Raw genomic sequence first — 22,739 nt, forward strand, 5'->3', positions numbered from 1 at the left:
ATAGCGTCATATTCTTGCAAAGCAGAGGAAGCCGTATGTGGTTTGAGCAAATAAAAAGGGGTACCGGTGGGGATGATGAGCATATTTTATTTTGTTTCCCTTATGCCGCCGGAAATGCCGAGGTATTCGTGCCATTCTCTCACTACGTCAATAGCAATACGTCCGTGTACGCCATGCAACTGCCCGGCAATGGGCGCCGCTTTTCAGAGGCGTTGTGCAATGATGTCTGCAAAATTTTGGATGAGGTTGAACGAGAAGCCACGAGCCTGATGTCGGGAAAACCGTACTCATTTCTTGGTCACAGCAATGGCGGATTATTCGCCTTTGAATTGGCGAGTCGTTTTATCGCTCAGGATAAACCGCCGGCGCGAATTTTTATCGCCGCAGAAGCACCGCCGCACATTACGGATTTTAAGCATGATCCGATGCATTCAGATGATGATGAAATGGCCGAAGTATTGCGTCGTTATGGCGGAACTCAACCTGATATTTTGGATGACGTTGATTTCAGAAGCTTATTTTTTCCTATTATACGCAACGAGCTGTCGATTAATTTTCATATGAAACGGGCGTTGAAGGAGAAGACGATCAATTATCCTTTGGTGTTGATTCACGGCAGCCGCGACAGCACTGTTTCCAAGACGGACATGGCGGCTTGGGCGCGCTATACAAGCGCGCATATCGGTCTGCACACCGTTTCGTCGGATCATTTCTTCATCAATCATCAGCCGAAAGAAGTGGCGGATATCGTGAATCAGCAGCTGGCGTAAAGCGCAGGTATGGCGGTTGGGGCACAACCGCCATTAACGCAATGGCGTCATCACACCACCGGCGCCACCGTCAGCAGCAGGTTGGCGAAGCGGCGCTGTTCGCCGGAGGCGATCACCAGCAACGTCCGATCCGATTTGACCGCGGCGTAAAACGCCTCGCGCGGCAGGTATTCGATCGGGCAATGTTCTGGCAGCAGCTGCCGGTATTCGGCTTCGATAGTGTTGGTGAAGTCCGGCGGGCAGGCCATCAGCGCCGCGCTTTCCACGTTGATGCAGGCCAGCAGTTTTTCCAGGATCGGCGGAGCGGCGAGCGTGCCGGGCGCCAGGTTCAGATAGACCACGGTGGCGTCTTTCGGCGCGTGGGTCATGCAGGCGTAGTTGCCGTCGGCGATCAGCACCTGGGTTTTATGCCCGCATTGCGCCAGCGCGGCGAGCAGCGGCGGGTGGATGATGGCGGATTTAATCATAAGGCGATACCTGAATAGGGGGCGGCAGCCGTGCCGCCCGCAGCTGAATTACATGCGGTAGATGCCGCCGTTGATATCAAGAGTGGCGCCGGAGATGAAGCCGTCGTATTCCGCCGCCAGAAAGGCGATGGCGCGCGCCACGTCGTCCGGCGTGCCTGCGCGGCCCAGCGGGATGGCGCGAACGGTTTCCTCCGCCGATTCTTGGGTGGTGTGGCGATTATGGAAGCGGGTGCCGAGGATCAGGCCGGGCGCCACCGCGTTTACCCGGATGCCGTGCTCGCCCAGCTCCGCCGCCAGCGAGCGCGTCCAGGTGAGCACCGCGCCCTTGGTGGAGGAATAGACCAGCGAGCCGGAGTGGCCGCCGGCGCGGCCGGCCTGCGAGGCCAGGTTGACGATGCTGGCGCCGTTTGCCGCCGCCTTCAGGAACGGTAGCGCGCTCTGCGTCACGTTCAGCATGGTGGTCATGTTCACGTCGATCACGGTTTGCCAGAAGGCGCGGTCGATCTCGCCCAGCCATTTGCGCCCGACGATGCCGCCGACGTTATTGACCAGAATATCGATGCCGCCGAGAAACTCGGCGCCGGCCGCGACGCAGCGCAGCGTTTCGTCGGTATCGATGAGATCGGCGTAGCCGTAAGCGGCTTTTTGCCCCAGAGAATGGGCCAGCGCCACCAGCGCCTTGGGGCCGCTTTCGTCGCTGTGATAGTGAAAATAGATGTCGCAACCGGCCTTTATCAGCCGCTCCGCAGTGGCGCGGCCAATGCCCTGTTCCGCTCCGGTGATAAAGACCTTTTTGCCCGCAAGATCGCCCATGATTGACTCCTTATTGGTTCGTTAAGAATTGATGACGCCTTCACGCTGTTTGGCGCAGTAGAAAATGCAGATCAGCCCGGTGGCCAGCAGGCACGAGGCCAGGAAAAACAGCCCCGGCGCGCTGCTGCCGGTCAGATCGTTCAGCACGCCCACCGCATAGGGGGCGACAAAACCGCCGATATTGCCGATGCAGCTGACCACCGCCAGCCCGGCGGCCGCAGCCGCGCCGGTGGAGATATTGGCGGGCATGGATAAAAACGGCGGCACGGCGGTGTAGATACCGATGGCGGCGATGCACAGGAACGACAGCGCGACGAGCGGGTCGTATTTAAAAAACGTCACCGCCCCCATCAGGCCGATGGCGGCAACCACCATGCTGAGGCCGGCAAATACGCCGAGCTTTTTGGTTTTGCTGGCCCACAGGCTCCACGGATAGACCAGCAGCGCGGCCAGGCCGTAGGGAATGAGCGCCAGTAGGCTGACGCGGAAGATATCGCCGCCGGAGAGGGCGCTGATGATCGACGGCAGCCAGGTGCCGAAGCCATAAATGCCGCACACCATGCCGAAGTTGAGCAGCGCGTAGAGCAGGTATTTCTTGTTTTTAATCCCCTTCAGGAAGTCAGCCAGCGTGATTTTAGAGCCGGATTTGGAGCGGCCGGCGTTGCTCATCAGCCAGGCTTTTTCCTCCACGTTCAGATAGCCGACGTCTTTGGGGGAGTTCTTGATCAGGAACGGGATCAGCAGGCCGATGACGATCGGCGGCAGCCCTTCGAGGATAAACAGCAGCTGCCAGGGGGCGAACCCGAACCAGTCATGCTGAATATTGAGAATAAAGCCGGAAATCGGCGAGCCGACCGCGTTGGACAGCGGCTGGACGATGATAAACATGCCGAGAATTTTGGTGCGGTATTTCTCCGGAAAGAAAACCGTGAAGTAATACACCACCGAGGGAAAGAAACCGGCTTCGCACACGCCCAGCATAAAACGGCAAATATACAGCTCCAGCGGCGTGCGCACAAAACCGAGCAGGGTCGCGAAGATGCCCCAGGAAATTAATATTCTGGCGAACCAGATGCGCGGGCCAAATTTAATGGTGCCGGCGTTGCTGGGTATTTCAAACAAGAAATAGCCGATAAAGAAAATCCCGGAGGCGAAGCCGAAAGCCGAGGCGGTCAATCCCAGATTATCTTCCAACGCTTTAGCGGCGTAGGCCATATTGTTGCGGTCGAGAAAGGCCAGGAAATACAATAAGATCATGAGGGGGACAATATGCAGCGTCAATTTCCTGATGGCGCTGCGTTCAATATCCGTTGGCATTGTTTTTTTCATCATGGTTTTTCCCATGTGGTTAATCGGAATAATAGCGGCCCAGCCCAAAGTCATGAGCGGCGTGCTGAATAACGACGTTGCGTGCATAAAAGCGTCGCGCCGTTTATTTATTGCGACGATTCTATTTTTTCTGCTTTTAGCTGCGACGATCCGGACGATGCCGGCTGCGCATCGTCTGGGAAAGTCGTTTTTACCGTATTAACCGGCGGTTTTGACCGAGCGCCGGCTGATGACCGACGGCGGGAAGAGAAACTCGCCGGGCGGTTGCAAATCATTGTTGATACGGCCGATCAGGCGTTCGACCATCAGCTGCGCCATCTCCGCCAGCGGTGGGCCAATCGACGTCAACCCCGGTTCGGCCAGGCCGGCCAGCGCGATATTATCGATGCCGATCACCGAGATGTCTGCGGGCACCTGGATGCCGGCGGCGCGCAGGCCCACCATCAGCCCGATGCCCAGCGCATCGTTAATCGCCACGATGCCGTCCGGGCGCGGTGCCAACGCGAGAACGCGCGGCGCCAGCGTCAGCCCCAATTCGAACATTTCCGTGTCGCCGTAGGCGCTGTTGGCTTTGCCTTCGATCACCCGTTGGCGTTCGCTCAGGCTGTGCCCCAGCGCGCTCAGAAAACCGTCGATCTTGTGGCTGCGCCCGACGGTCAGCGTCGCTTCGGTGGCGAACACGATGTGTCGGCAGCCGCGCTCGAGCAGGTGCTGCGCGGCCAGGCGCCCGGCGGCGATATTGTCCATCGACACGCTGTCGAACAGTCGGGTATCGGTGGCCATCGGCTCGGCGAACGGGCTGTCGTAGCTGACAATCTTCATGCCTCGCTCGGCGGCCCGAACAAAATGAGTCTGGCGAATGTCGCTCGCCGCTACGATGATGCCGCGCACGCCGTGCAGGAACATATCGTCGATAAACGCGGCTTCTTCCTGTTCCTGGCGGTAGGCGTTGCCGAGCAAAACGCGGTAACGGTGAACCCGCGCCGCGCCGTCGACCGCATGCGCCAGCGCCGAAAAGCTCGGGTTGACGATCGACGGCAGCAGCAGGCCGATGATCTTCGCCTGCGGCGCGGGCACCGCCGCTCGGGCCGGCCGGTATCCCAGGGTTTCCATCGCCCGTTCGATGCGCTCACGGGTCTGCGCGCTCATCTGGTGGCTGCGATTGTTCAGCAGGTTCGACACGCTGCTGATGGACACGCCGGCCAACCGCGCCACATCACGAATATTTGCCATTTGCCGATACCTTGCTGCCTGCCGTTAGCCTGCAATCTATAAGGGAAGCCGGCCGCAGGCAAGCTGGAACCGGGGCGCTGCGCGCATGGGATTGCGCATTTGTGAGAATCGTCAGGCGGCAGCCGTGTTGTTTACTAAACAACACAGGGGGAGAGGGGCAATGTGTTAACGCAGATGAGTGAGATCTGCGAAGCACCTCTCGTTTATCGCCCTTCGGGGCGGCGGGTTCTGTACTATTGTTTTCTCTTTGCGGCACGTTCCAGGCCGATGGGGCGCTGGGCGCAACGGAGAGAACAGATGAACAAACGGGAATTAGAAAGCGCGATTGTCACCGATTTTTCCAAACGCATGAGCTATGGCGACTACCTGTGCCTGGACTCGCTGCTGGACTGCCAGCACCCACTCTCCAACCCGCCACATCATGACGAAATGCTGTTCGTGATACAGCACCAAACCTCCGAACTGTGGATGAAGCTGATGCTGCACGAGCTGCAGGCGGCGGTGCGGCTGGTGCAGCAGGACAAACTCAGCCACTGTTTCAAAATCCTCGCGCGCGTCAAACAGATCCAGCGGCTGCTGTTCGAACAGTGGGCGGTGCTGGAAACGCTGACGCCGTCGGAGTACGTCGAGTTTCGCGATGTGTTGGGCAGCTCGTCGGGCTTCCAGTCGCATCAGTACCGGTCGATCGAGTTTCTGCTCGGCAACAAGAACGCCGCCATGCTGGCGGTGTTTAGCAGCGATGCGGAAAAGCACGCCGCGCTGAAGGCGATCCTCGAAGCGCCGAGCCTGTACGACGAATACTTGCTGTACCTGGCACGCCACGGCCTGCCGATCCCGCAGGAGTGCCTCGAGCGTGACTGGACGCAGCCCTACCAGCGCAACCCGGATCTGCTGCCGGCGTTTAAAGTGATCTACGACAACCCGCAGACCTACTGGGAAGCCTATGAAATGGCGGAGAAGCTGGTGGATATCGAGGAGAGTTTCCATCTGTGGCGTTTCCGCCATATGAAAACGGTGGAGCGGATCATTGGCTTTAAGTCAGGTACCGGCGGTTCCAGCGGCGTCAGCTTCCTGAAAAAGGCGTTGGATCTGACCTTTTTCCCCGAGCTGCTGGACGTGCGCACCGAAATCGGCGCCTGAAATAACGTGGGAGGATAAGGGCGATGAGCGTGAGGATTATCGATAAAGCGGCGGAGAAGGTGGTGGGAGTGAGAGTCGTGGGGCCGTATCCGCAGACCATCCCGCAGGGCTCGCAGCAACTGCTGGCATGGCGGAAACGCCACGGCGTGCCGTTTGGCAAATGGCTGGTGCTGTATTGGGACGATCCGGCGGAAGTGGCGCCGGAAAAGCTGCGTGCCGACGTAGTGATAAGCGTGGCGGACGATTTCGCGCTGCCGGCGGGTAGCGAGGGCGTGACCGTGCAGACGCTGCCCGCCGGGCAGTATGCGGTCTACCACGTGCGCATCAGCGATGGCGATTTCGAGCGGGTGTGGGGCGAGTTCTATCAGAAGCTGCTGCCGGCCAGCGGCTACCAGCCGGTTGAGGGGGTGAGCTATGAGCACTATCTCAACGACTGCGAGGCCGACGGCTATTTCGACCTCGAGATTTACCAGACGGTGAAGAAGTGGTGAGGGGGCTAACGGCGCGGTAGCATATCAAAAGGCTCTTTGGGAGCCTTTTGATGGGATATTTAAAGATTCATTTAAAAGAGGAACAGTCATAAGATAATTATTCCATGTCTATATCATAGAATGTATATTTAAGGTTTTTTATAAAATCTATTGTTTGCAGTAAGCGAACGTCTATCTTTTGATATGCCAAACAATCCTTCTCTAACTGGTTTATTATGGATAAACATCTTTCATCTTGCTCGTCCATGGCATCATAAAAATCTTGGTTGCACAAATCTAGCATTCTTAAGAATAACGAATCGGAAATTGTCTCATCTGATGGTGGTGTTTCCCCTGGGATATGATGGGTCGCACTGAGCAATAAAAACCCATGATACGAAAAATCACAGCCCAACAAGAAATAAAGACCCTCTTTGATTGGTGTCTTATAAACGATGGCCGATGTATCCGATGCGACAATTAAAATGTTCTCTTTGGATTGGAAAACTGCTTCGTCTTGAATAGTGACGTGAGATACGAAGCTATCGATACATTCTGATAATTTTATTTCTCGTAATGAGTCAACATCAAGGGCATGACGCTCGCTTGATGCTTTAAAAAAAGAAGGAACGCTCAACAACAAAAAAGAAAGCTCGTTTGTTTTCTTGTTGATTAAAAACCAGTCAAGGGAGTCCATTTCACTAAAATTACTGCTTCCAAAGAAATTACTGATATCATTTTCTAACTCATAGATATCACTGTACTGGCTTTTCATTGATATATTAAAGTTGGCGATATCCCAGAAAATATTCATCATCTGTTACCTCAGAGTGTTATAAAGATTTCAGTGGGGTCGCCTCTAAGAGAGCGCTAGTGAAAAATGAAACCCAGCAACTTTATCTTATATCTTGCTGGTTGTGATTCACCCGTCGCCGTGATTATTGTTATTCTGTTTTTGTGCATTTCCGACTCTACATTCTGAATGTAGATATCCAGATTTTCATTTTTATATGAAGGTATTGGGTCATATGGGTACTCTATGACTTTTATCCCGCTTATTTTTTCTGCGATCGCCTTCCTGATGTTTTCATCTATATCCCATATGGGTATCGCAGAGCTGTTATCATAAAGTACTTTTTCGTTAGAGTTAGGGATGGATACTTCTTTTTTAAATAAACGAAACTGCTCTTCGTTACCATCAAATAGTTGCCTGTTTGATGGGGTAATGACAATTTTCTCTTTGTTCATAATATTTAAATAGATCTAGTGAATAAATGATTCATGCCTTTATTGATTGTTAGTGTGCGAAGTGAAGATGTAGTTATTTGCGATATTCGAGGGGGGGGGTGAAAAATCACACACACTCTGCATTATGGAATGAGTGTGTGAATTTTTATATAATAATGTGGATGAGTTTCCTCTTTTTTAATAAATTATGTTATTCCTTTTGCAATATTTTCGCCATTCATCCTCAGTATGAAATGCACTGCGATAGTTGCACACTATTGTTCCCGTTAAATTATGTGGGTCATAAGCAGCGTCAATATGCCCCCATGAACCACTAACTGGAAGTTGTATATGAGTTTTTTCATAAAACCATGTTCGAAGATTTTTGGTAATAGCACCTTCTACTTTTTTTTGTATTCCCATCATGAGTTTTTCAGGCGCAAAACGCCAACTGCAAAGCACTGCATCTGTAATGAAGGCCCCGGAGAAGTCGGCAATTATATATATATCGCCGGCTTTTTCTTTTTTTGTACTGATTATTGTTCTGTATGATGTAGTCCTACCATCTGACTTTTCTGGCCAACCCTCCCACAATCTGGAGCCTTTTATTAGCATTTCTCGGGTTGTCGCTGTACCTAGCGTTATTCCCGCGAGTTCTAGTGTTCCGTCATAAGTATCTAGTTGCATTTTACAATCCAATTTCAAAAGGCTTATCAATTGGCTCAAGAACAGTTTTATAGTTAGAAAGGAAAAATTGAGTTCCTCCGCCTTCGCCGAATCTCGTTGGGTCTTGAGATATCGCTTTACCTGTTCCTGCAATCGTTTCTCTTTTTACTCTATATGCTTGTATTTTAGATCTATAACCAAATTTTTCATGTGGAAGCACCTGCAAACTTTCCCATAGCTTGGCTCTACTGCCACCTGCAGCATCTAGCGTCGCCTTGTTGAAGTAAAAACCAGATTGCCCTGGAGCGCCGCCATAAACAATGTCACCTTCTTTCAACATGATATTTGACCAAGAGTCTCGTCCTTTGTAGATACCTCGACCTTGCCATTGTCGACCAAAAGCTGCCTGATTATGATCGTTGGCTTTGGTTGCTGCGCATCGAGGCTTCCATCCCCAAGGATCCACCCAACCCAGCGGATTCGGCGCGTATTGGTACAGGTTGATCCCGCCGGCCAAACCTATCGGATCGTGCTGGGTAAATCTGCCGATATCCGGATCGTAATAGCGGAACAAATTGTAGTGCAATCCCGTTTCCCGATCCAGGTATTGCCCCTGCAGGCGCAGGTTTTGGGAATAATCCAGATCTTGCTGATTTTCCTCATACTTTATGCGGCCCCAGGCGCTGCTGTGACTCTGCCAGCGCAGCGTTCCGTCGCTGTCGGTCAGGCTTTCCGGTTCGCCGTTCGGCGCCGTGTGGAAGTAAAATACTTGGGCCGGCGTGTGGCCGTCGATGCGCGCCAAAGGTTCATAGCTGCCCTGATCGGCATAGACATAGGTGAGGGGCATGCCGTCGCGAGTTTCCTGCAGCAGCCGGAAACCTTCCCACAAAAACGTGGTGGTTTGGCATTTGCCGGCCGGTTGGCGCAGATCCTGACTTTGCTGCCACACCCGCTTTTGCGTGCGCCGCCCGAGCGGATCATAGTGGAACTGCACATGCTGCTGGGCTTCGCTGCGATGTTGGCTGTAGCGCACCATCTCGCAGAGGCGATGATCGGCGTCGTAGAGATATTGCCAACGGTAGTGGCCTTTGCGTTTTTCCACCGTGCGGCCAAAGACATCGTATCGGTAATCAATTCCCTGATAATGCAGTACGCGGTTGTGCCGCTGGCGGAATTGCCCCTCATCCAGCAGGTTGGATGCCGGATCGTACCGGTAGCGCTCGGTATCCGGCAGCGTGCCGTCCCGGCTCAGCAATCGACCGGTGGCATCGTACTGATAACGCTGGTAGGAGAACGGGTTGGCGTTGTGTTCTTCGCCGTCAGGTTGTTTTGATAGTCGTAGGACCACTGGCGCGAGCTGCTGGCCGGCGCCGGGCGCTGGCGGTTGTCATTGAAGATCTCCCGCCGGTCTTTGCGCCCCAGCCGATCATAATGCACTCGGCTGGTCAGGCGACCCTGCGTACGGCTCAGCTCGCGGTGCAGATTGTCACGCTCGAACTCGCTGAGGGTGATATCGTCCAGCGCCAGCTGCAGCAGGTGGCCGCTGCCGTAGTACAGCGCGCGCAGCGCGCGTCCGTCGGGCAAGGTGGTTTGCGTGCGGTTACCCATCGGATCGTAATCATAGCGCAGCGTACCGTTGGCACCTTGTTCACGGGTTACCCGCCCCAGCAAGTCATAGTCAAAACTGACCTCGCTCTGAGCCGTTGTCGGCTCGTCATGCCATGCGTTGCCGCGGTCACTGGCGGCATGCAGCAGTTGGCCGAGCGGACTGTAGCGGTAGCGGGTTTCTCCATCGGGCGTCTGTTTGCTCACCAGTTGGCCGGCGCCGTCATGGTTGAAATAGTGCGAGAAGGCGGCGGAGGTATTGGCGGCGAAGCGGCGCTCGACGACCCGGCGGCATTCGTCGTAACGATAGCGGGTGCTGACGCCGTCCAACCCGATTTCTTCCTGCAACAGATTGCAGGCCGTCCAATGGAACAGGTAACTTTCGGCATTCTCGTTGCGCAGCGCCGTTAATCTGCCGCGGGCGTCGTAGTGGCGCACCACCTCGCCATCGAGCGGATTGCGCGTGGCCAGCAGGCGGCCGGCTGCGTCATAGCGATAATGCGTCAGGCGCCCATCGGCCCCCTGATAGCGATCCAGCTGGCCCTGCGCGTTCCAGCTCCGCGTCTCTTGCCAGCCCTCGGCGCGCTGCAGCTGTGTCAGGCGGCCGGCGGCATCGTAGCGGTAATGGACGCGTTCGCCGGCGGCGTCGGTCACCTCGCTGAGCCAGCCTTGAGCCGTATATTTGTAGAGGGTTTGTTTGCCGGAGCAATCGCGGGCGCGCAATAATTGCCCGTGCTCATCATAAGCGAAATGGCTGATGCCGCCGTTGGCGTCGACGGCTTGCACCACCTGGCCATAGCCATCGCGCAGGTAGCGCTGGGTATGGCCGAGCGGATCCTCTTCCTCGACCAGATTACCGGCTTCATCGTAGCGGAAATGCCAGCCGTGGCCGAGCGGATCGCGTGTGGCGATCAGCATGTCTTCGTCATTCCATTGGTAATGCCAGACCTCACCACGCTCGTCGGTATATTCGACGATCAGCCGTTGGGCGTTCCAGCGGTGCTGGTGCCGCAAGCCGTCATTCTCGGTGACCGTCGTTAACCCGGCGGCCAAATCGTAGTCGATTGTACAGCCGCCGCCGGCGCTGTCGCGGTGTTCCACCACGCGCCAGTCGTCGAACATCGCCCAGTGATACTCGAAGCTGGGCCCACCGGCCTGTTGGTGGCGGGTCAGCAGGTGTTGGGCGTTATAGTGGAATTCGCGTGTGACCAGGCCGCCGGCGTCGATCACCTGATGCAGATCGCCGCCGTCGTCATAACGGTAGCGCACGCGTGGTTCGTCGTTATGCCGCAAGGCGGTGACGCGATCGTCGAAGCGCGGATCGCCGTATTCCAGCCGCAATGTCATGGTGCCGGCGCTGTCGACGATGTGGCTCAGGCGCTGTCGTTCGTCGTAGTTCAGCAGCAGCGCATTATCGTACTCATCGCTCAACGACACCAGCCTCAGGCGGGAAGGGGTCTGCGGCAGCGGCACGAACAGCCGCCAGACGCTGCCGTCGGTGTCGGCGATCAGCAGCTGTCCCTCTTCACCGCGGCGGAACATCAGCCCTTCACCGGCGCTGAAGCTCGGCTGGTTCACCTCAGGCAGCGGGAAGCGTAGCTCACGACCGGTTTCATCATGCAGGCAACACTCAATGACGCCGTCCCGGTCGTTAAGATCGACCCAAATTTCAAAAGGCGTGCGCCAGCCGTGGCCAAACAGTCCCTGATAGCCATTGCGGCTGTTGTAATTGCGCTGCCAGATCAGCGGAAAGCGCGCCGGCAGCAACAGGTCCAGATCTTCTTCGTCGTTCAATACCTTGGCGCCGGTGGCGGCATGCACCGGGTTAAAGGCGGCGTGGATCGCTTCGCCGAGGGCGTTAACGCCCGCCGCCGCCAGACCGCCGCCGATCATGCAAGGCAGGTTCTTAACCAGCTTGGCCGGATTACCGAGCAGCAGCGGCAGCACGGTCAGCGCCAAACCGATACCCGGCAGCTTGCCGCTCTTGATGTCGCGTACCACCACCGTGCCGCCGCCGATCTGCACATTTTTGGAGACGTCGGTCGAGACTTTCGCCTCGCAGGTTGAACGGTCATTGCTGCGTACGGCCGGTTGGCCGTTGATAAATACTTTACTGGAGCCTTCCGCCAGGTATTGCGGAAGCGGGTGTTTGTCGCAGCTGATTTTATCTTCTTCCAGCGGTTGGCTGGGCTGGCTGGGGCCGGCGACGCCGGGCTGCCATAGCTGCGAGAGGATATTACCGCCGGCGGCCAGCAGCTCGGCGCCATAATCCCAGAAGCTTTGCGGCGGCTGTGGCGCCGGTAACGCTTTGATCTCTGCGGGCGTGAGTAAACGACCTGCGGCGCGTGCCGCCGGTTTGGCGTTGGTGAAGACGTTGGGGGAGCCCGTGAGAATGACGCCGGAGACGGAAGGCGGGAAGAGCCAGTTGGCCACGGCGTCGCAGCCGTTGCTGATATGTTCTCCGACGCCGGTCAGGCTGGTGGCAAAACCGACGATCAGCCCGGCGCCGACGCAGCCGGAGGCCGCCGTCGCCGCTGCGCCGAGCACCGCCACCCCTGCCAATGCCGGCGCTGCGGCGGCGGCTGCTGCGGACACGGCGGCGGTCGCCACCGCATACACCGCGACTTCGGCGACGGCGCTGGCGATGTCCGCCAACGCGCTGGTGTGGATCAGTTCATCATCCTTTCTTGCTGCCCAGATCTCAGCCATGGCTATTGTTCACTGTGTTCGGTCAAGACCAGCGACGCTTTCACCTGCTGCCAGTGAGCGTCATCCTCGGGGGTGAAGGGGCGCATGGCGGCATAGGTGACGATCAGTAACGTCTGGCTCTCGTCCGGCTGCACCGCCAACTGATGCTGATGATGGTGGTGTCCGGCGCGGATAAAGCGACTGGTGACTTCAATCGCCTTGAGATGGCCCTGCGGCCCGGCGCTGATGCGCCGGCGCGGCGACTGTTGCAAATCGCTGATCTGTGGCAGCAGTGCTTGCCACTGCTTCTCGAATTCGTCCTCCAGCGTGGCACCTTGCGGAATGATGCCGCGGGTGATGACCAGCGAGGCGCCGGTTTGCGGGTTTTTGAGAATATTGACCGTGCAGTCCTGCCAGGCGATGGCGGGGAGGGTGAAATGGCCTTCCTGGAAAAGGTAATCCATGGATGTCCTTGCAAGTAATCAGGGGAAAGGACGCGGCGCAGGGCCGCGTCGGCATCAGGATTTCGGGAACAGCTGATCGACGGCGCTCTGGATTGCCGCCTGATGGCCACCGCCCGGTGCGGCGGTGCGCGCGGCGCCGCCAGGCTGGTTGAGATCCAGCTGGCCGCCGGTATTGATCTCTCCGTCCTCTTTCACCGTGATATTGAAGCTGGTGCCGGTGATGTTGATTTGGCCGTTCGCCAGCAGCTCGATCACGCTTTCGCCGCACTCGAGCCGCAGCGATTCGCCGGAGCCGAGGGTAAAGGCGTTAACCACGGCGTCGCTGCGCGTTTTGCCGGTCAGCGCGGAGGATTCGCCTTTGACGCCGGTTGCCTGATTGAGCACCACCCGTTTGATCTGGTTGCCGCCCACCAGATGCGTGTGGTCGTTAGCGATGGTGTGGCTTTCATCGTTTTTCACCTGGGTGTCCATGTTGCGCTCCGCCTGGATCCACACCTGTTCGGCGCCGGCCTTGTCTTCGAAACGCAGGGCGTTGGCGTTGTCGGCGGTGCCGTCCTTGGTGCGGCTCATAAAGCCCATCTGGGTGGCGGCGGCCGGCAGCGCCCAAGGCGGCATGCTGGCTTCGTTATAGACGCGCCCGGTGACGATCGGCCGATCCGGATCGCCGTTGATAAAGTCCACCACCACTTCGTCGTTCACGCGCGGGATCTGCACGCCGCCGTAGCCTTGGCCGGCCCAGGCGCTGGAGACGCGCACCCAGCAGGAGCTGCCGTCGTCTTTCGGCCCGAAGCGATCCCAGTGGAACTTCACCTTGATACGGCCGTATTTGTCGGTCCAAATCGATTCGCCGGCCGGGCCGACCACCCGGGCGGTCTGCGGCCCGTGGGTTTTCGGCCAGGTGGCCTGCTGCGGCGGGTGCCAGGGCACGTCCGCCGGCAGCACGATGAAGTCGATACGGTGTTCGCTGCTCTGATCGTCGCCGCTGGCATAGCGGTTCTCTTTCAGATGGTAGTTGGCCTGCAGCGTCAGGTACTCGCGGTTGTCGTCGGCGTGCGGGGCGTTATACAGCGTAAAGGTGCTGCCGGGAGCAATGCCCAGCGCGGTGGCGGTACCGCGGATCTGCTGATGTTCGGCCTGCCAGGCCTCCTGGCGCACGCGGGCGTAGAACTCCCCCTGCTGATGCTCGGTGTAGCGGCCCGGCCAGTCGTAAACGTCGATCTGCCCCGGCGTCGGCGAGACCGGGTTTTGCCGTGCCTGGAACAGCCAGGCGTTCGGCTTGCGGAAATCGTAGTCGTCCAGGCTGTAGATACCCGGCGTGACGCGATCGGACAACGTCCACTGGCTGATGCCTTCCTCGCTGGTGCTGCCGCCGGACGGCGTCAGGTGGTAGGGGATCATCTCATAGCCGGGATAGGGCTGGTGGTGGTGGGGGGCGTCCCCGAGCACCAGCGTGTGTTTGCCCATCTCGTGTTTGAAATAGTAATAGATGCCCTCCAGCTCCATCAGGCGGCTGATGAAGTTGAAACTGCTTTCGTTGTACTGCACGCAGTAGCCCCACAGGCGATAGTCACCGGTCAGCTGATCTTCCAGCTGCACGTTGTGCTCCGCCAGCAGGGTCTTGACGATCTGCGGCACCGTCTGTTCCTGGAAGATGCGGAAGTTGCGGTCCTTGGTCATCGGCCAGAGATCCGGCTGCACGTGCAGGTTATACACCGCGTAGCGCGTGCCGCCGATCTCTTCGCTGCTGACGGCGATGGCGGTGATCTTGCCGTTCAGGTAGCGCGGGGCGCTGAGGAAGCCCTGGGTTGGGATCTCCAGCGTCAGCGGTTGGCCGAGCAGCGCTTTGCGATCGAGCCGCGCGTCGGTGCTCAGCAATTCAATAGAGAAGTCAAAAGGGGTGGAAAGCGCTTCGATACCGTCCAGTGAGCGGAACAACAGTTGTTCCTGGCCCAGCGGCGTGTGCGCAATAATGCGGTCCAACATGAGAACGTCCTCTGTGATTGACGTCATGCCCTGCATACTCCGGCGTTGCAGCGGCCTTGCCGCGCGGCCAATGAGGATGGGCAGTGGTGCGTCAGTCTCATGAAATAGGGAAACCCCGCCGAGGCGGAGTTTCAGAACGGGATTAACCGGCGGTGGCCGGATTGACCAGCCAGGTGCCGGCGGTGTCGATGCTGAGCTGCTGGCGGCGGAGTCGATCGTCGTGGCGGATTTCCAGCTGATAGCGGCCTGGCGCCAGGTTCAGGCTGGCGAAGCCGTTTGCGCCCGGCGTCACCTGCTGCGGCTTGCCGTCGAGGCTGACCTGTTCGCCCGGTTGCAGTTTGAAGTACACCAACGCCACCGGCTGCGGTGGCGGTGCCACCTTTTCAGGTTCCGCGGCTGCAGGCTGCGCGGTTTGCGGCGCGCTCGGCTGCTCCGTCAGGGTTTTCTGCGCCGGCGACGCCTCAGTGTTTTGGGCCACAGCCTGGGTATCGTCCTCGCCGCCGCTCAGCCAGGCGACGGCACCGATCACCAGCAGCGCCGCGACGCCGGCGCCGGCCATCATCGGGCGCGAGAATTGGGTGCTGCGCGCGGTAACGGCGCCGGCGGCGGCTGCAGCGGCAGCCGGGTTGGCGGCGACCAGCAGGTTCTCCGGCGCAGCCGCAGGGGTGCTGATGATTTCGTTCTCATCGGCGATTGGCAGATGCAGCAGCTCGGCCATTTCATCGATGGTCTGCGGGCGGTCTTCCGGCTTCAGCGCCAGCGCGCGATCGACGGTGCGCAGCAGCTCCGGCGAGTAGCCGGCGGGGCGGCGCTCGGCCAGCGGCTGGTAGCTGTCTTCGATGCTGCGCACCACGCTGACCGGCGGCGGCGAACCGACGATCAGCGTGTGCAGCACGGCGCCCAGCGCGTAGATATCGGTCCAGGGCCCCTGTTCGCCGTCGCTGTTCTCGGTGTACTGCTCGATCGGCGCGAAGCCCGGTTTGAGCATGATCTCCGTTTCGTCTGACAGGTTACCGATCTCTTTACGCGCCGATCCGAAGTCCAGCAGCACCGGCAGCTGGCTTTCCTGGATCTGGATGTTATCCAGCGAAATGTCGCGGTGCAGATAGCCTTCCTGGTGGATGGTGTTGATGGCGCTGAACAGCGGCGGCAGCAGCCGCCGGATCCACGCCTCGTCGATTTTCTCCGGTTGCTGCGCCTGCAGGTTCTTCAGCGTGGTGCCGCTGTAAAACTGGGTGCCCATGTAGGCGGTGCCGTTCTCTTCCCAGAAGCGCAACACGTGCAGCAGGCCGGGGTGCGAGAAGCGCGCCAGCAGACGCGCCTCCTGAATAAAGCTGTTCAGCCCGGCCTGGAAGGTTTTGCTGAAGCGTTCACCGCGCAGCCCGATGCTGAGATCGTCGTTGCGTTTCGCCAGCGAGGTTGGCATGTACTCCTTGATGGCGATGGTGCGTTCCAGTTGGTGATCGTAGGCGCGGTAGACGATGCCGAAGCCGCCTTCGCCGATCGCTTCCTGGATCTCGAATTCATTGAATCGATAGCCGCTCGGCAGGCTGTTCGAATTCGGTTTGGTTATCCCGGTTCCCGACATAGTGATGACTCTCTGTGTTCAAAGGGCCGCCGTCTCGGCGGCCGCGGCGTTATGCCTGAAATTGACAAATGAATTCGTGGTTCTGCAGCGCGATATGCAGCTGGCGATAGCGCTGGTCGTTGGCGCTGCCTGTCAGCAGGGTGTGGCTGATCTGCGGCAGCAGGGTGTTGGTCAGGATGGCGTCGACCATGCGGCCACCGGACTCCACCTCGGTGCAGCGGCTGACGATCTGCTCGATGACCGCGTCGTCGAAGGTGCAGACGATGTCGTGATTCTCCGCCAGGCGACGCTGGATGCGCCCCAGCTGCAGGCGCACGATGTTGCCCAGCGTGGCGTCGGTCAGCGGGTAATACGGCACCACCAGCAGGCGGCCGAGCAAGGCGGCCGGGAACACCGACAACAGCGGCTGGCGCAGCGCGCCGCTCAGCGCTTCCGGCTCCGGCAGCAGCTCCGGATCGCTGCACAGCCCGGCGATCAGATCGGTGCCGACGTTGGAGGTCAGGATGATAATGGTGTTGCGGAAATCGATATGGCGGCCTTCGCCGTCCTCCATCCAGCCCTTGTCGAACACCTGGAAGAAGATCTCATGCACGTCCGGGTGCGCCTTCTCGATCTCGTCCAACAGCACCACGCTGTAAGGGCGGCGGCGCACCGCCTCGGTCAGCACGCCGCCTTCGCCGTAGCCGACATAGCCGGGGGGCGCACCTTTCAACGTCGAAACGGTGTGCGACTCCTGGAATTCGCTCATGTTGATGGTGATGACGTTCTGCTCGCCGCCGTACAGGGTTTCCGCCAGCGCCAGCGCGGTTTCGGTCTTGCCGACGCCGGACGGCCCGGCCAGCAGGAACACCCCGACCGGCTTGTTCGGATCGTCCAGCCGCGCCCGCGAAGTGCGCACCCGGCGGGCGATCAGATCCAGCGCATGGCGTTGGCCGATCACGCGCTGGTTCAGGGTGTCGGAGAGCTGCAGCACCGCCTCAATCTCGTTTTTCACCATGCGGCCCAGCGGGATGCCGGTCCAGTCGGCCACTACCGCCGCCACGATGTTGGCGTCGACGGCGGCGAAGATCAGCGGCGCTTCGCCCTGCAGCGCGCTCAGCTGCTGCTGAAGTTCGCCCAGCTGGGCGCGCAGCGCGTCGGCGTCAGGGGCCGCCTCTGTTTCTTCGCCGGTAGGCTCCGCTTCCTGCTGGTGCAACTGGGCGCGTAGCGTGATGATCTCTTGGATCAGCGCCAGCTCCTGCTGCCAGCGGTCGGTCAGCTGTTCCAGCGCCTGGCGCAGCGCGGTCAGCTGGGTTTCAATTTCCTGCGGGCGCAGGGGATCGCCAATGCCGACTTTGGCCTCGCGGCGGGCGATATCCAACTCTATCTGCAGCGCATCGATGCGGTGGCGGCAGTCTTCGACCTGGGCAGGCTCGGCGTGTTGGCTGACCGCCACGCGCGCGCAGGCGGTATCCAACAGCGCCACCGCTTTGTCCGGCAGCTGGCGGGCAGGAATATAGCGATGCGACAGCCGCACCGCGGCGTCCACCGCTTCATCCAGCAGCAGCACGCGGTGGTGTTGTTCCAGCGGACTGACGGTGCTGCGCAGCATCAGCAGCGCCTTGTCTTCGCTTGGCTCGTGCACCTGCACCACCTGGAAACGGCGGGTGAGCGCCGGGTCTTTCTCGATGTATTTCTTGTATTCCGACCAGGTGGTGGCGCCGACAGTGCGCAGTTGGCCACGCGCCAGCGCCGGTTTCAGCAGGTTGGCGGCGTCGCCGGTGCCCTGGGTGCCGCCGGCGCCGATCAGGGTGTGAATTTCGTCGATAAACAGGATGATCGGCGTCGGGCTGGACTGCACTTCGTCGATCACCGCCTGCAGCCGTTTTTCAAACTCGCCTTTGACGCCGGCGCCGGCCTGCAGCATGCCGATGTCCAACAGGCACAGTTTCACGTCGCGCAGCTGCGGCGGTACGTCGCCGGCCACGATGCGCAGCGCCAGGCCTTCCACCACCGCGGTTTTGCCGACGCCGGCCTCGCCGGTCAGCAGCGGGTTGTTCTGGCGGCGGCGCATCAGGATATCGATGATTTGCCGGATTTCCTCATCGCGGCCGGCCACCGGGTCGATCTCGCCGTTGCGCGCTCTGGCGGTCAGATCCTGGGCATACTGCGCCAGTACGCTTTCACCGCTGCGCGGCGCGCCGGATACGTTCTCGGCGCCGCTTTCCGCCGGCGCATCCTGGGCGTTTTCCGCCGAGTGAGCGGTGATGGCGGCGAACTGATCCATCAACAGATCGGCGTTGATGCGCTCGAACTGCGGGGAAATGGCCTTCAGCAGATGGCGCAGGCTGTAGGTTTTCAGGATACCGAGCAGCAGGTGGCCGCCGCGGATGCGCGCCGCGCCGAATTTCAATGAGCCATAGACCCAGGCGCGTTCTACTGCGCTGTCGATGTGCTCGGACAGATCGGAAATGGCGCTGGCGCCGCGCGGCAGGCGATCGAGCGCCTCGACGATGTCGCGCGCCAATTGCGCCTCGTCCAGCGCGAAGTGGCGAACGATTTGCTGCAGATCGCCGTCCGGCGATTGCATCAGCTGATGCAGCCAGTGCGCCAGTTCGACGTAGGGGTTACCGCGCAGCTTGCAAAACGCCGTCGCACTTTCCAGAGAGGTGAATAACAGGCTATCCAGTTTGCCAAATAATACCGAGCGGCTGATTTCAGACATGGTTTTCCTCAGGTCTCAGAGTGGCCTGGCGCCGCAGGGCGTCGGCCGAAATAGGGTCAGAACGGGTTTTCCAGCGGTTCAGGGCTGAAGATCAGATCGTCGAGATCGCGCTGTCGCCGATGGTCGGCCAGCCAACTGCTCAGGCCCAACCGCTGCGCGCCGCCGAGCTGGATGCCGTGCGCCTGTTCCTTCGCCAGGATCAGGCGCACTTCCCAGACGAACTCGATGCCCAGGTATTGGCGCACCCAGTCGCGCAGTTGCCGGCACAGATCGGCGCCGGGCAGGAAGCGGTCATAGTCCCGCTGCGGCATCGGCCCCAGCTCGATGCGGAACTTGTGCTGGATATCCCGCACCGCGATGCCGAGAAAAGCCGACTCGCCTAGCCGTGGCGCGCCGCGTCCGGCCTTGAGCCGCGCCTGCTCGCGCGGCTCCACCCGCAGCCAGTGCGGCACGTTCTCGACGATGCGCACCGGCACCTTGAAATACTGCTGCAAAATCTTGCTCAGGCCTTCCGGATCGCGGCTGTGGCGAATCAGATGACCGGCCATAAAATGTTTGGCGTGGGCGTTGATGCTGTCGCGTTCTTGCTGCGCCGGCTGGCCGAGGCCGATCAGGCTCGACAGGTACTCGTCGAAGCGCCGGTTGTCCGGGCGATCCAGCGATACCGTCGGTTGCGCGTCGGCCCAGGCGCGGTAAAACAGCAGCGTCAGCCGGTGATGGAACAGATTGGTGAACGCCAGCAGGGTGGTGTCCTGATGGTGATACACCCGTTCGCGCACGTATTCGGTCAGGTGCAGCGGCAGCGGCCCGTTGGGGCCGAACAGACCGAAACTGAAGATCGAAACGTCGTGCAGCGGGCTGTTGGCGCGCGGCGTCACCTGCGCCAGCGTGGAGGGTGCGAACGACAGCGAAGGTTCCTGCCCCAGGCGCAGCATCTCGTGACGCGGCAGCGGTGCGCGTCCCAGCAGGTAGGGCTGGCCGCCCTGGGCGTCGATGCGGCGCAGCAGCTGAAACAGATCGTGCTTGTAAGGCGCGCTGCGCAGCCGCGGCCAAAAGTCGTCCGGCAGGCGATACAGCGCGTTGATCTGCGGCGGCGCCAATTCGGTGGCGATCATCTCCGCGTTCATATCAGCGTCCTTTTGCCCATGCGCGCCTGCCAGTAGGCGATTTCGCCGCGTTGCTGGCTGGAGAGCGTCATCTCGGTGAAGGTGTTCATCGCCACCAGGCGCGAGAACAGGCGCTCCAGCACGCTGCCGAGCAGGTAAGGGCTGTTGCCCGAGAACGCCTGCTCATCGACCGTCAGATCGATGGCGATGCCGCGCGCGAACACGATGGGGCCGGGTTCAGGCACTCGCCGATAGACCGGCCGCAGGTTACAGTGGCGCACGCCCTGAATTTGTTTGGCGATCGCCGGTTCGCTCAGGTTGCCGTACAGCCCCAGCAGCTGGCGCAGGCTGGCGGCACCCTGTTCCGGATCGCCGTCCATCATGCTGAGGTAGTTCAGCTGCAGCTGGCTGATCAGCCGCCAGGTGATCATCCCTTCGGCCAGCGCCGGACGCGGCGGCGTAGGGCCTTTGCGCAGCGAGACCTGCTTGATCGGGATTGAATCGGGCATCACGAAATTGCCCTGATCCTGCTGCAACAGCATCAACGGCAGGTCGCGGCTGGTGCACAGCACGTCGGCGGTGAGGTATTTCAGATCGCTGTGCCACGGCGACTGCCGTTCGTCCACCAGCGATACGAACACTTCCGAACCGGCATAGCCGGTGCGGGTGCCGTAGCGGCGGGCGTGCTCCGACAGCGTGCGCTGTTCGCGCCGCAGCGAGAAGTAGGCGCCATAGTTGCCGTCGTCCGCGCTCAGGGTGCTGTAAAACGGCCGAAACTCTTGCTCGTAGCGTTTTTCGCTGGCGCTGCCGCCGAGCCGCTGCACTGAAAACACTTCGTAATCCAGCGGCCGGATATTGTCGACCACCAGATGGTATTCGTGGTTCTTTTCGTTGATCGCGATGCGTTCGGCCACTTTCGGAAACAGGTTGATCACCGGCGTACAGTGCAGCGACAAATGGGCAACGTCGACCACCCGTTCCAGCGCGGCGTCGTGCCGATCCAGCAGCACCACGATCTCGAACTGGCGCAGCGCTTTTTTCCCTTCGCGCACGCTCTGCAGCAGCGGACGCAGGCCGTTGACGCTGAAAAACTGGAAGCGCGCCGGGAAGGCGAAATACTCCTGCAGCAGCCGGTAGCCTTCAAAGTTGCGCAGGTCGTTGGGCAGCAGCGCCTGCTCGGCGGCGAAACCCTCCTGCCGCAGCCCGTCCAGCGCCAGCGCCCGCCGCTGCGGTTGCGCCTCCACCGTTTGGCAGACAAGCCCGACGCTGTGCTGCATCAGCAGTTCCAGCAGCTGCTGCGCCTGCATGTCCGGCCCGGCCAGGTAAAACATCAATTGGTCCAACTGCAGGTTGTTGAGCGTCACGCTTTCGTAGCACTCGAGACGAATGCGCAGCGCGCTGACGCAGCCGCTGTGCTGCAGCCCCAGCGAGGCCAGCGGGATATCGGCCGGAATGCCGCCCAGCTCGACGGCGGCGATGCGCACCGGCTGCAGCGTGACGTCATGGGCGGTGGTGTAGCTGCAGGTGATGCCGCTTTTCTTCAGCGTCTGGCTGTCCATCATGGTGCCGCGCGGCACCACGAAACCGTTGCTGATGTCGCCTTTGCTGCTGTCCGGCTGCAGCTCGGCGATCGCCATCGACGGCGTCGGCGACAGGTAATTGGGGTAGATGATCTCCAGCAAGCGCTGAGAAAAGCGCGGGAACTCGGCGTCCATTTTCAGCTGCACGCGCGAGGTGAGGAAGGCGAAGCCTTCCATCAGGCGCTCGATATAAGGGTCCGCCACGTCGATGCCGCGCATGCCGAGACGGCCCGCGACCTTCGGGTACTGTTCGGCGAACTCGGCGCCCATCTCACGCAGATAGGCCAGCTCGCGGTTGTAATAATCTAACAGTTTACTGTCCATCGCCTTACCCTATGTCTTTCAGATCGAAGTGGCCGTTTTCCAGATCCACGTCGGTACGGAACAGAAACTCCAGCGGATAGGGCACGCACCACAGGCGGCCCTTGATTTCGATCGACAGCACGTTGTGCAGTTCCAGCGAGCCGGTGTCCGAGATGCAGCGCACCTGCAGCCCTTCGGGCAGAATGCGCGGTTCGAAATGGAGGATGGAATCGGTCAGCGCGCGCTGAATGTCGAGCCATTCGATGTCCGACATGCGCTTGCCCGCCAGCGAGGCGATGCCGTAATTCAGCGTGGAGCGCCGCACCTGCGGAAAATCGCCGAGATCCAGATTGGATTCGCTGTTGACGCAGTTGAACAGCCACTGCAAATCGCGCAATACCCGGCGGCGCAACTCGCTGTGCGACACCAGGTTGCGCACCTGCGCCTCCTGTTTTTTCTGCGGTTCGTCGTCGGTCAGCATGTCGAGCAGCACCGGCTGCATTTTGTCGCGTGAAGTCAGGCGCTCGCTGTCCTGACGATTGCGATAGCCCTGGCGGCGCAGATCGCCGCCGTCGTAGTGGGGTGGGCGTTTATCGTTCATGT

The 22,739-nt window shown here is 59.7% G+C and carries 19 protein-coding genes; 3 read left to right on the forward strand and 16 right to left on the reverse strand.

Going from position 1 to position 22,739, the window contains the following annotated elements; genetic code table 11:
* Window positions 1-35: 35 nt before the first annotated feature.
* Complete coding sequence (locus WA302_RS12260; RefSeq protein ID WP_049204955.1) at window positions 36-770, forward strand: thioesterase II family protein; 735 nt, start codon at window positions 36-38, stop codon at window positions 768-770.
* A 50-nt stretch (window positions 771-820) separates the two neighbouring features.
* Here the strand turns inward: WA302_RS12260 and WA302_RS12265 are convergent, their stop codons facing one another.
* From WA302_RS12265 to WA302_RS12280, 4 genes are all read right to left on the reverse strand, one after another.
* Window positions 821-1,237, reverse strand: coding sequence for an RbsD/FucU family protein (locus WA302_RS12265; RefSeq protein ID WP_025303315.1), 417 nt, complete (start codon window positions 1,235-1,237; stop codon window positions 821-823).
* Window positions 1,238-1,285: 48 nt separating this feature from the next.
* On the reverse strand, window positions 1,286-2,050 hold the full coding sequence (locus WA302_RS12270; protein ID WP_336064020.1) for an SDR family NAD(P)-dependent oxidoreductase: 765 nt from the start codon (window positions 2,048-2,050) through the stop codon (window positions 1,286-1,288).
* A 21-nt stretch (window positions 2,051-2,071) separates the two neighbouring features.
* A complete protein-coding gene (locus WA302_RS12275; RefSeq protein ID WP_016927236.1) occupies window positions 2,072-3,307 on the reverse strand; it encodes an MFS transporter in 1,236 nt (411 codons plus the stop codon).
* 270 nt (window positions 3,308-3,577) lie between these two features.
* Window positions 3,578-4,612 carry a LacI family DNA-binding transcriptional regulator gene (locus tag WA302_RS12280; RefSeq protein WP_025303312.1) on the reverse strand — a complete coding sequence of 345 codons (1,035 nt, stop codon included), beginning with the start codon at window positions 4,610-4,612 and terminating at the stop codon, window positions 3,578-3,580.
* Between the two features lie 297 nt (window positions 4,613-4,909).
* Between WA302_RS12280 and kynA the strand changes: the two genes are divergently transcribed.
* Window positions 4,910-5,752, forward strand: a complete 843-nt coding sequence (gene kynA / locus WA302_RS12285) for a tryptophan 2,3-dioxygenase (RefSeq protein WP_025303311.1) — start codon at window positions 4,910-4,912, stop codon at window positions 5,750-5,752.
* Window positions 5,753-5,775: 23 nt separating this feature from the next.
* Complete coding sequence (sbmC, locus tag WA302_RS12290) at window positions 5,776-6,243, forward strand: DNA gyrase inhibitor SbmC (protein WP_049204947.1); 468 nt, start codon at window positions 5,776-5,778, stop codon at window positions 6,241-6,243.
* Window positions 6,244-6,340: 97 nt separating this feature from the next.
* Here sbmC and WA302_RS12295 read toward each other — a convergent pair whose 3' ends face one another.
* The 12 genes from WA302_RS12295 to WA302_RS12350 all read right to left on the reverse strand — a co-directional run bounded on the left by WA302_RS12295 (window position 6,341) and on the right by WA302_RS12350 (window position 22,737).
* On the reverse strand, window positions 6,341-7,039 hold the full coding sequence (locus WA302_RS12295) for a hypothetical protein (RefSeq protein ID WP_089181043.1): 699 nt from the start codon (window positions 7,037-7,039) through the stop codon (window positions 6,341-6,343).
* A 53-nt stretch (window positions 7,040-7,092) separates the two neighbouring features.
* The gene (locus WA302_RS12300; protein WP_025303308.1) at window positions 7,093-7,470 is read right to left on the reverse strand and encodes a hypothetical protein; all 378 of its coding nucleotides are present in this window, start codon (window positions 7,468-7,470) and stop codon (window positions 7,093-7,095) included.
* A 177-nt stretch (window positions 7,471-7,647) separates the two neighbouring features.
* The gene (locus WA302_RS12305) at window positions 7,648-8,136 is read right to left on the reverse strand and encodes a hypothetical protein (RefSeq protein WP_071826121.1); all 489 of its coding nucleotides are present in this window, start codon (window positions 8,134-8,136) and stop codon (window positions 7,648-7,650) included.
* Between the two features lies 1 nt (window position 8,137).
* Window positions 8,138-9,463: an RHS repeat-associated core domain-containing protein gene (locus WA302_RS12310; RefSeq protein ID WP_336064024.1), complete on the reverse strand. Its 1,326-nt coding sequence runs from the start codon at window positions 9,461-9,463 to the stop codon at window positions 8,138-8,140.
* Window positions 9,364-12,429, reverse strand: a complete 3,066-nt coding sequence (locus WA302_RS12315) for a DUF6531 domain-containing protein (protein WP_336064026.1) — start codon at window positions 12,427-12,429, stop codon at window positions 9,364-9,366. The genes WA302_RS12310 and WA302_RS12315 overlap by 100 nt, the downstream gene beginning before the upstream one ends.
* A 2-nt stretch (window positions 12,430-12,431) precedes the next feature.
* A complete protein-coding gene (locus tag WA302_RS12320; protein WP_025303306.1) occupies window positions 12,432-12,872 on the reverse strand; it encodes a DcrB-related protein in 441 nt (146 codons plus the stop codon).
* 54 nt (window positions 12,873-12,926) lie between these two features.
* The gene (locus WA302_RS12325; protein WP_025303305.1) at window positions 12,927-14,855 is read right to left on the reverse strand and encodes a type VI secretion system Vgr family protein; all 1,929 of its coding nucleotides are present in this window, start codon (window positions 14,853-14,855) and stop codon (window positions 12,927-12,929) included.
* 142 nt (window positions 14,856-14,997) lie between these two features.
* Window positions 14,998-16,443 (reverse strand): serine/threonine protein kinase, encoded by a 1,446-nt coding sequence (locus WA302_RS12330; RefSeq protein WP_043138720.1) that lies wholly within the window; start codon window positions 16,441-16,443, stop codon window positions 14,998-15,000.
* A gap of 49 nt (window positions 16,444-16,492) precedes the next feature.
* A complete protein-coding gene (gene tssH / locus WA302_RS12335) occupies window positions 16,493-19,147 on the reverse strand; it encodes a type VI secretion system ATPase TssH (protein ID WP_043138717.1) in 2,655 nt (884 codons plus the stop codon).
* A gap of 56 nt (window positions 19,148-19,203) precedes the next feature.
* Entirely contained in the window at window positions 19,204-20,274 is a 1,071-nt protein-coding gene (gene tssG / locus WA302_RS12340) for a type VI secretion system baseplate subunit TssG (protein WP_049206010.1), read from the reverse strand.
* A complete protein-coding gene (gene tssF / locus WA302_RS12345; RefSeq protein WP_261456455.1) occupies window positions 20,271-22,157 on the reverse strand; it encodes a type VI secretion system baseplate subunit TssF in 1,887 nt (628 codons plus the stop codon). Before tssF ends, tssG begins: the two co-directional genes overlap by 4 nt.
* 4 nt (window positions 22,158-22,161) lie before the next feature.
* A complete protein-coding gene (locus tag WA302_RS12350) occupies window positions 22,162-22,737 on the reverse strand; it encodes a type VI secretion system baseplate subunit TssE (RefSeq protein ID WP_043138711.1) in 576 nt (191 codons plus the stop codon).
* Window positions 22,738-22,739 lie beyond the last annotated feature (2 nt).

The sequence above is a fragment of the Serratia sp. 201 genome (genome assembly GCF_037027545.1).
In the GTDB taxonomy this organism is placed as follows: domain Bacteria; phylum Pseudomonadota; class Gammaproteobacteria; order Enterobacterales; family Enterobacteriaceae; genus Serratia; species Serratia bockelmannii.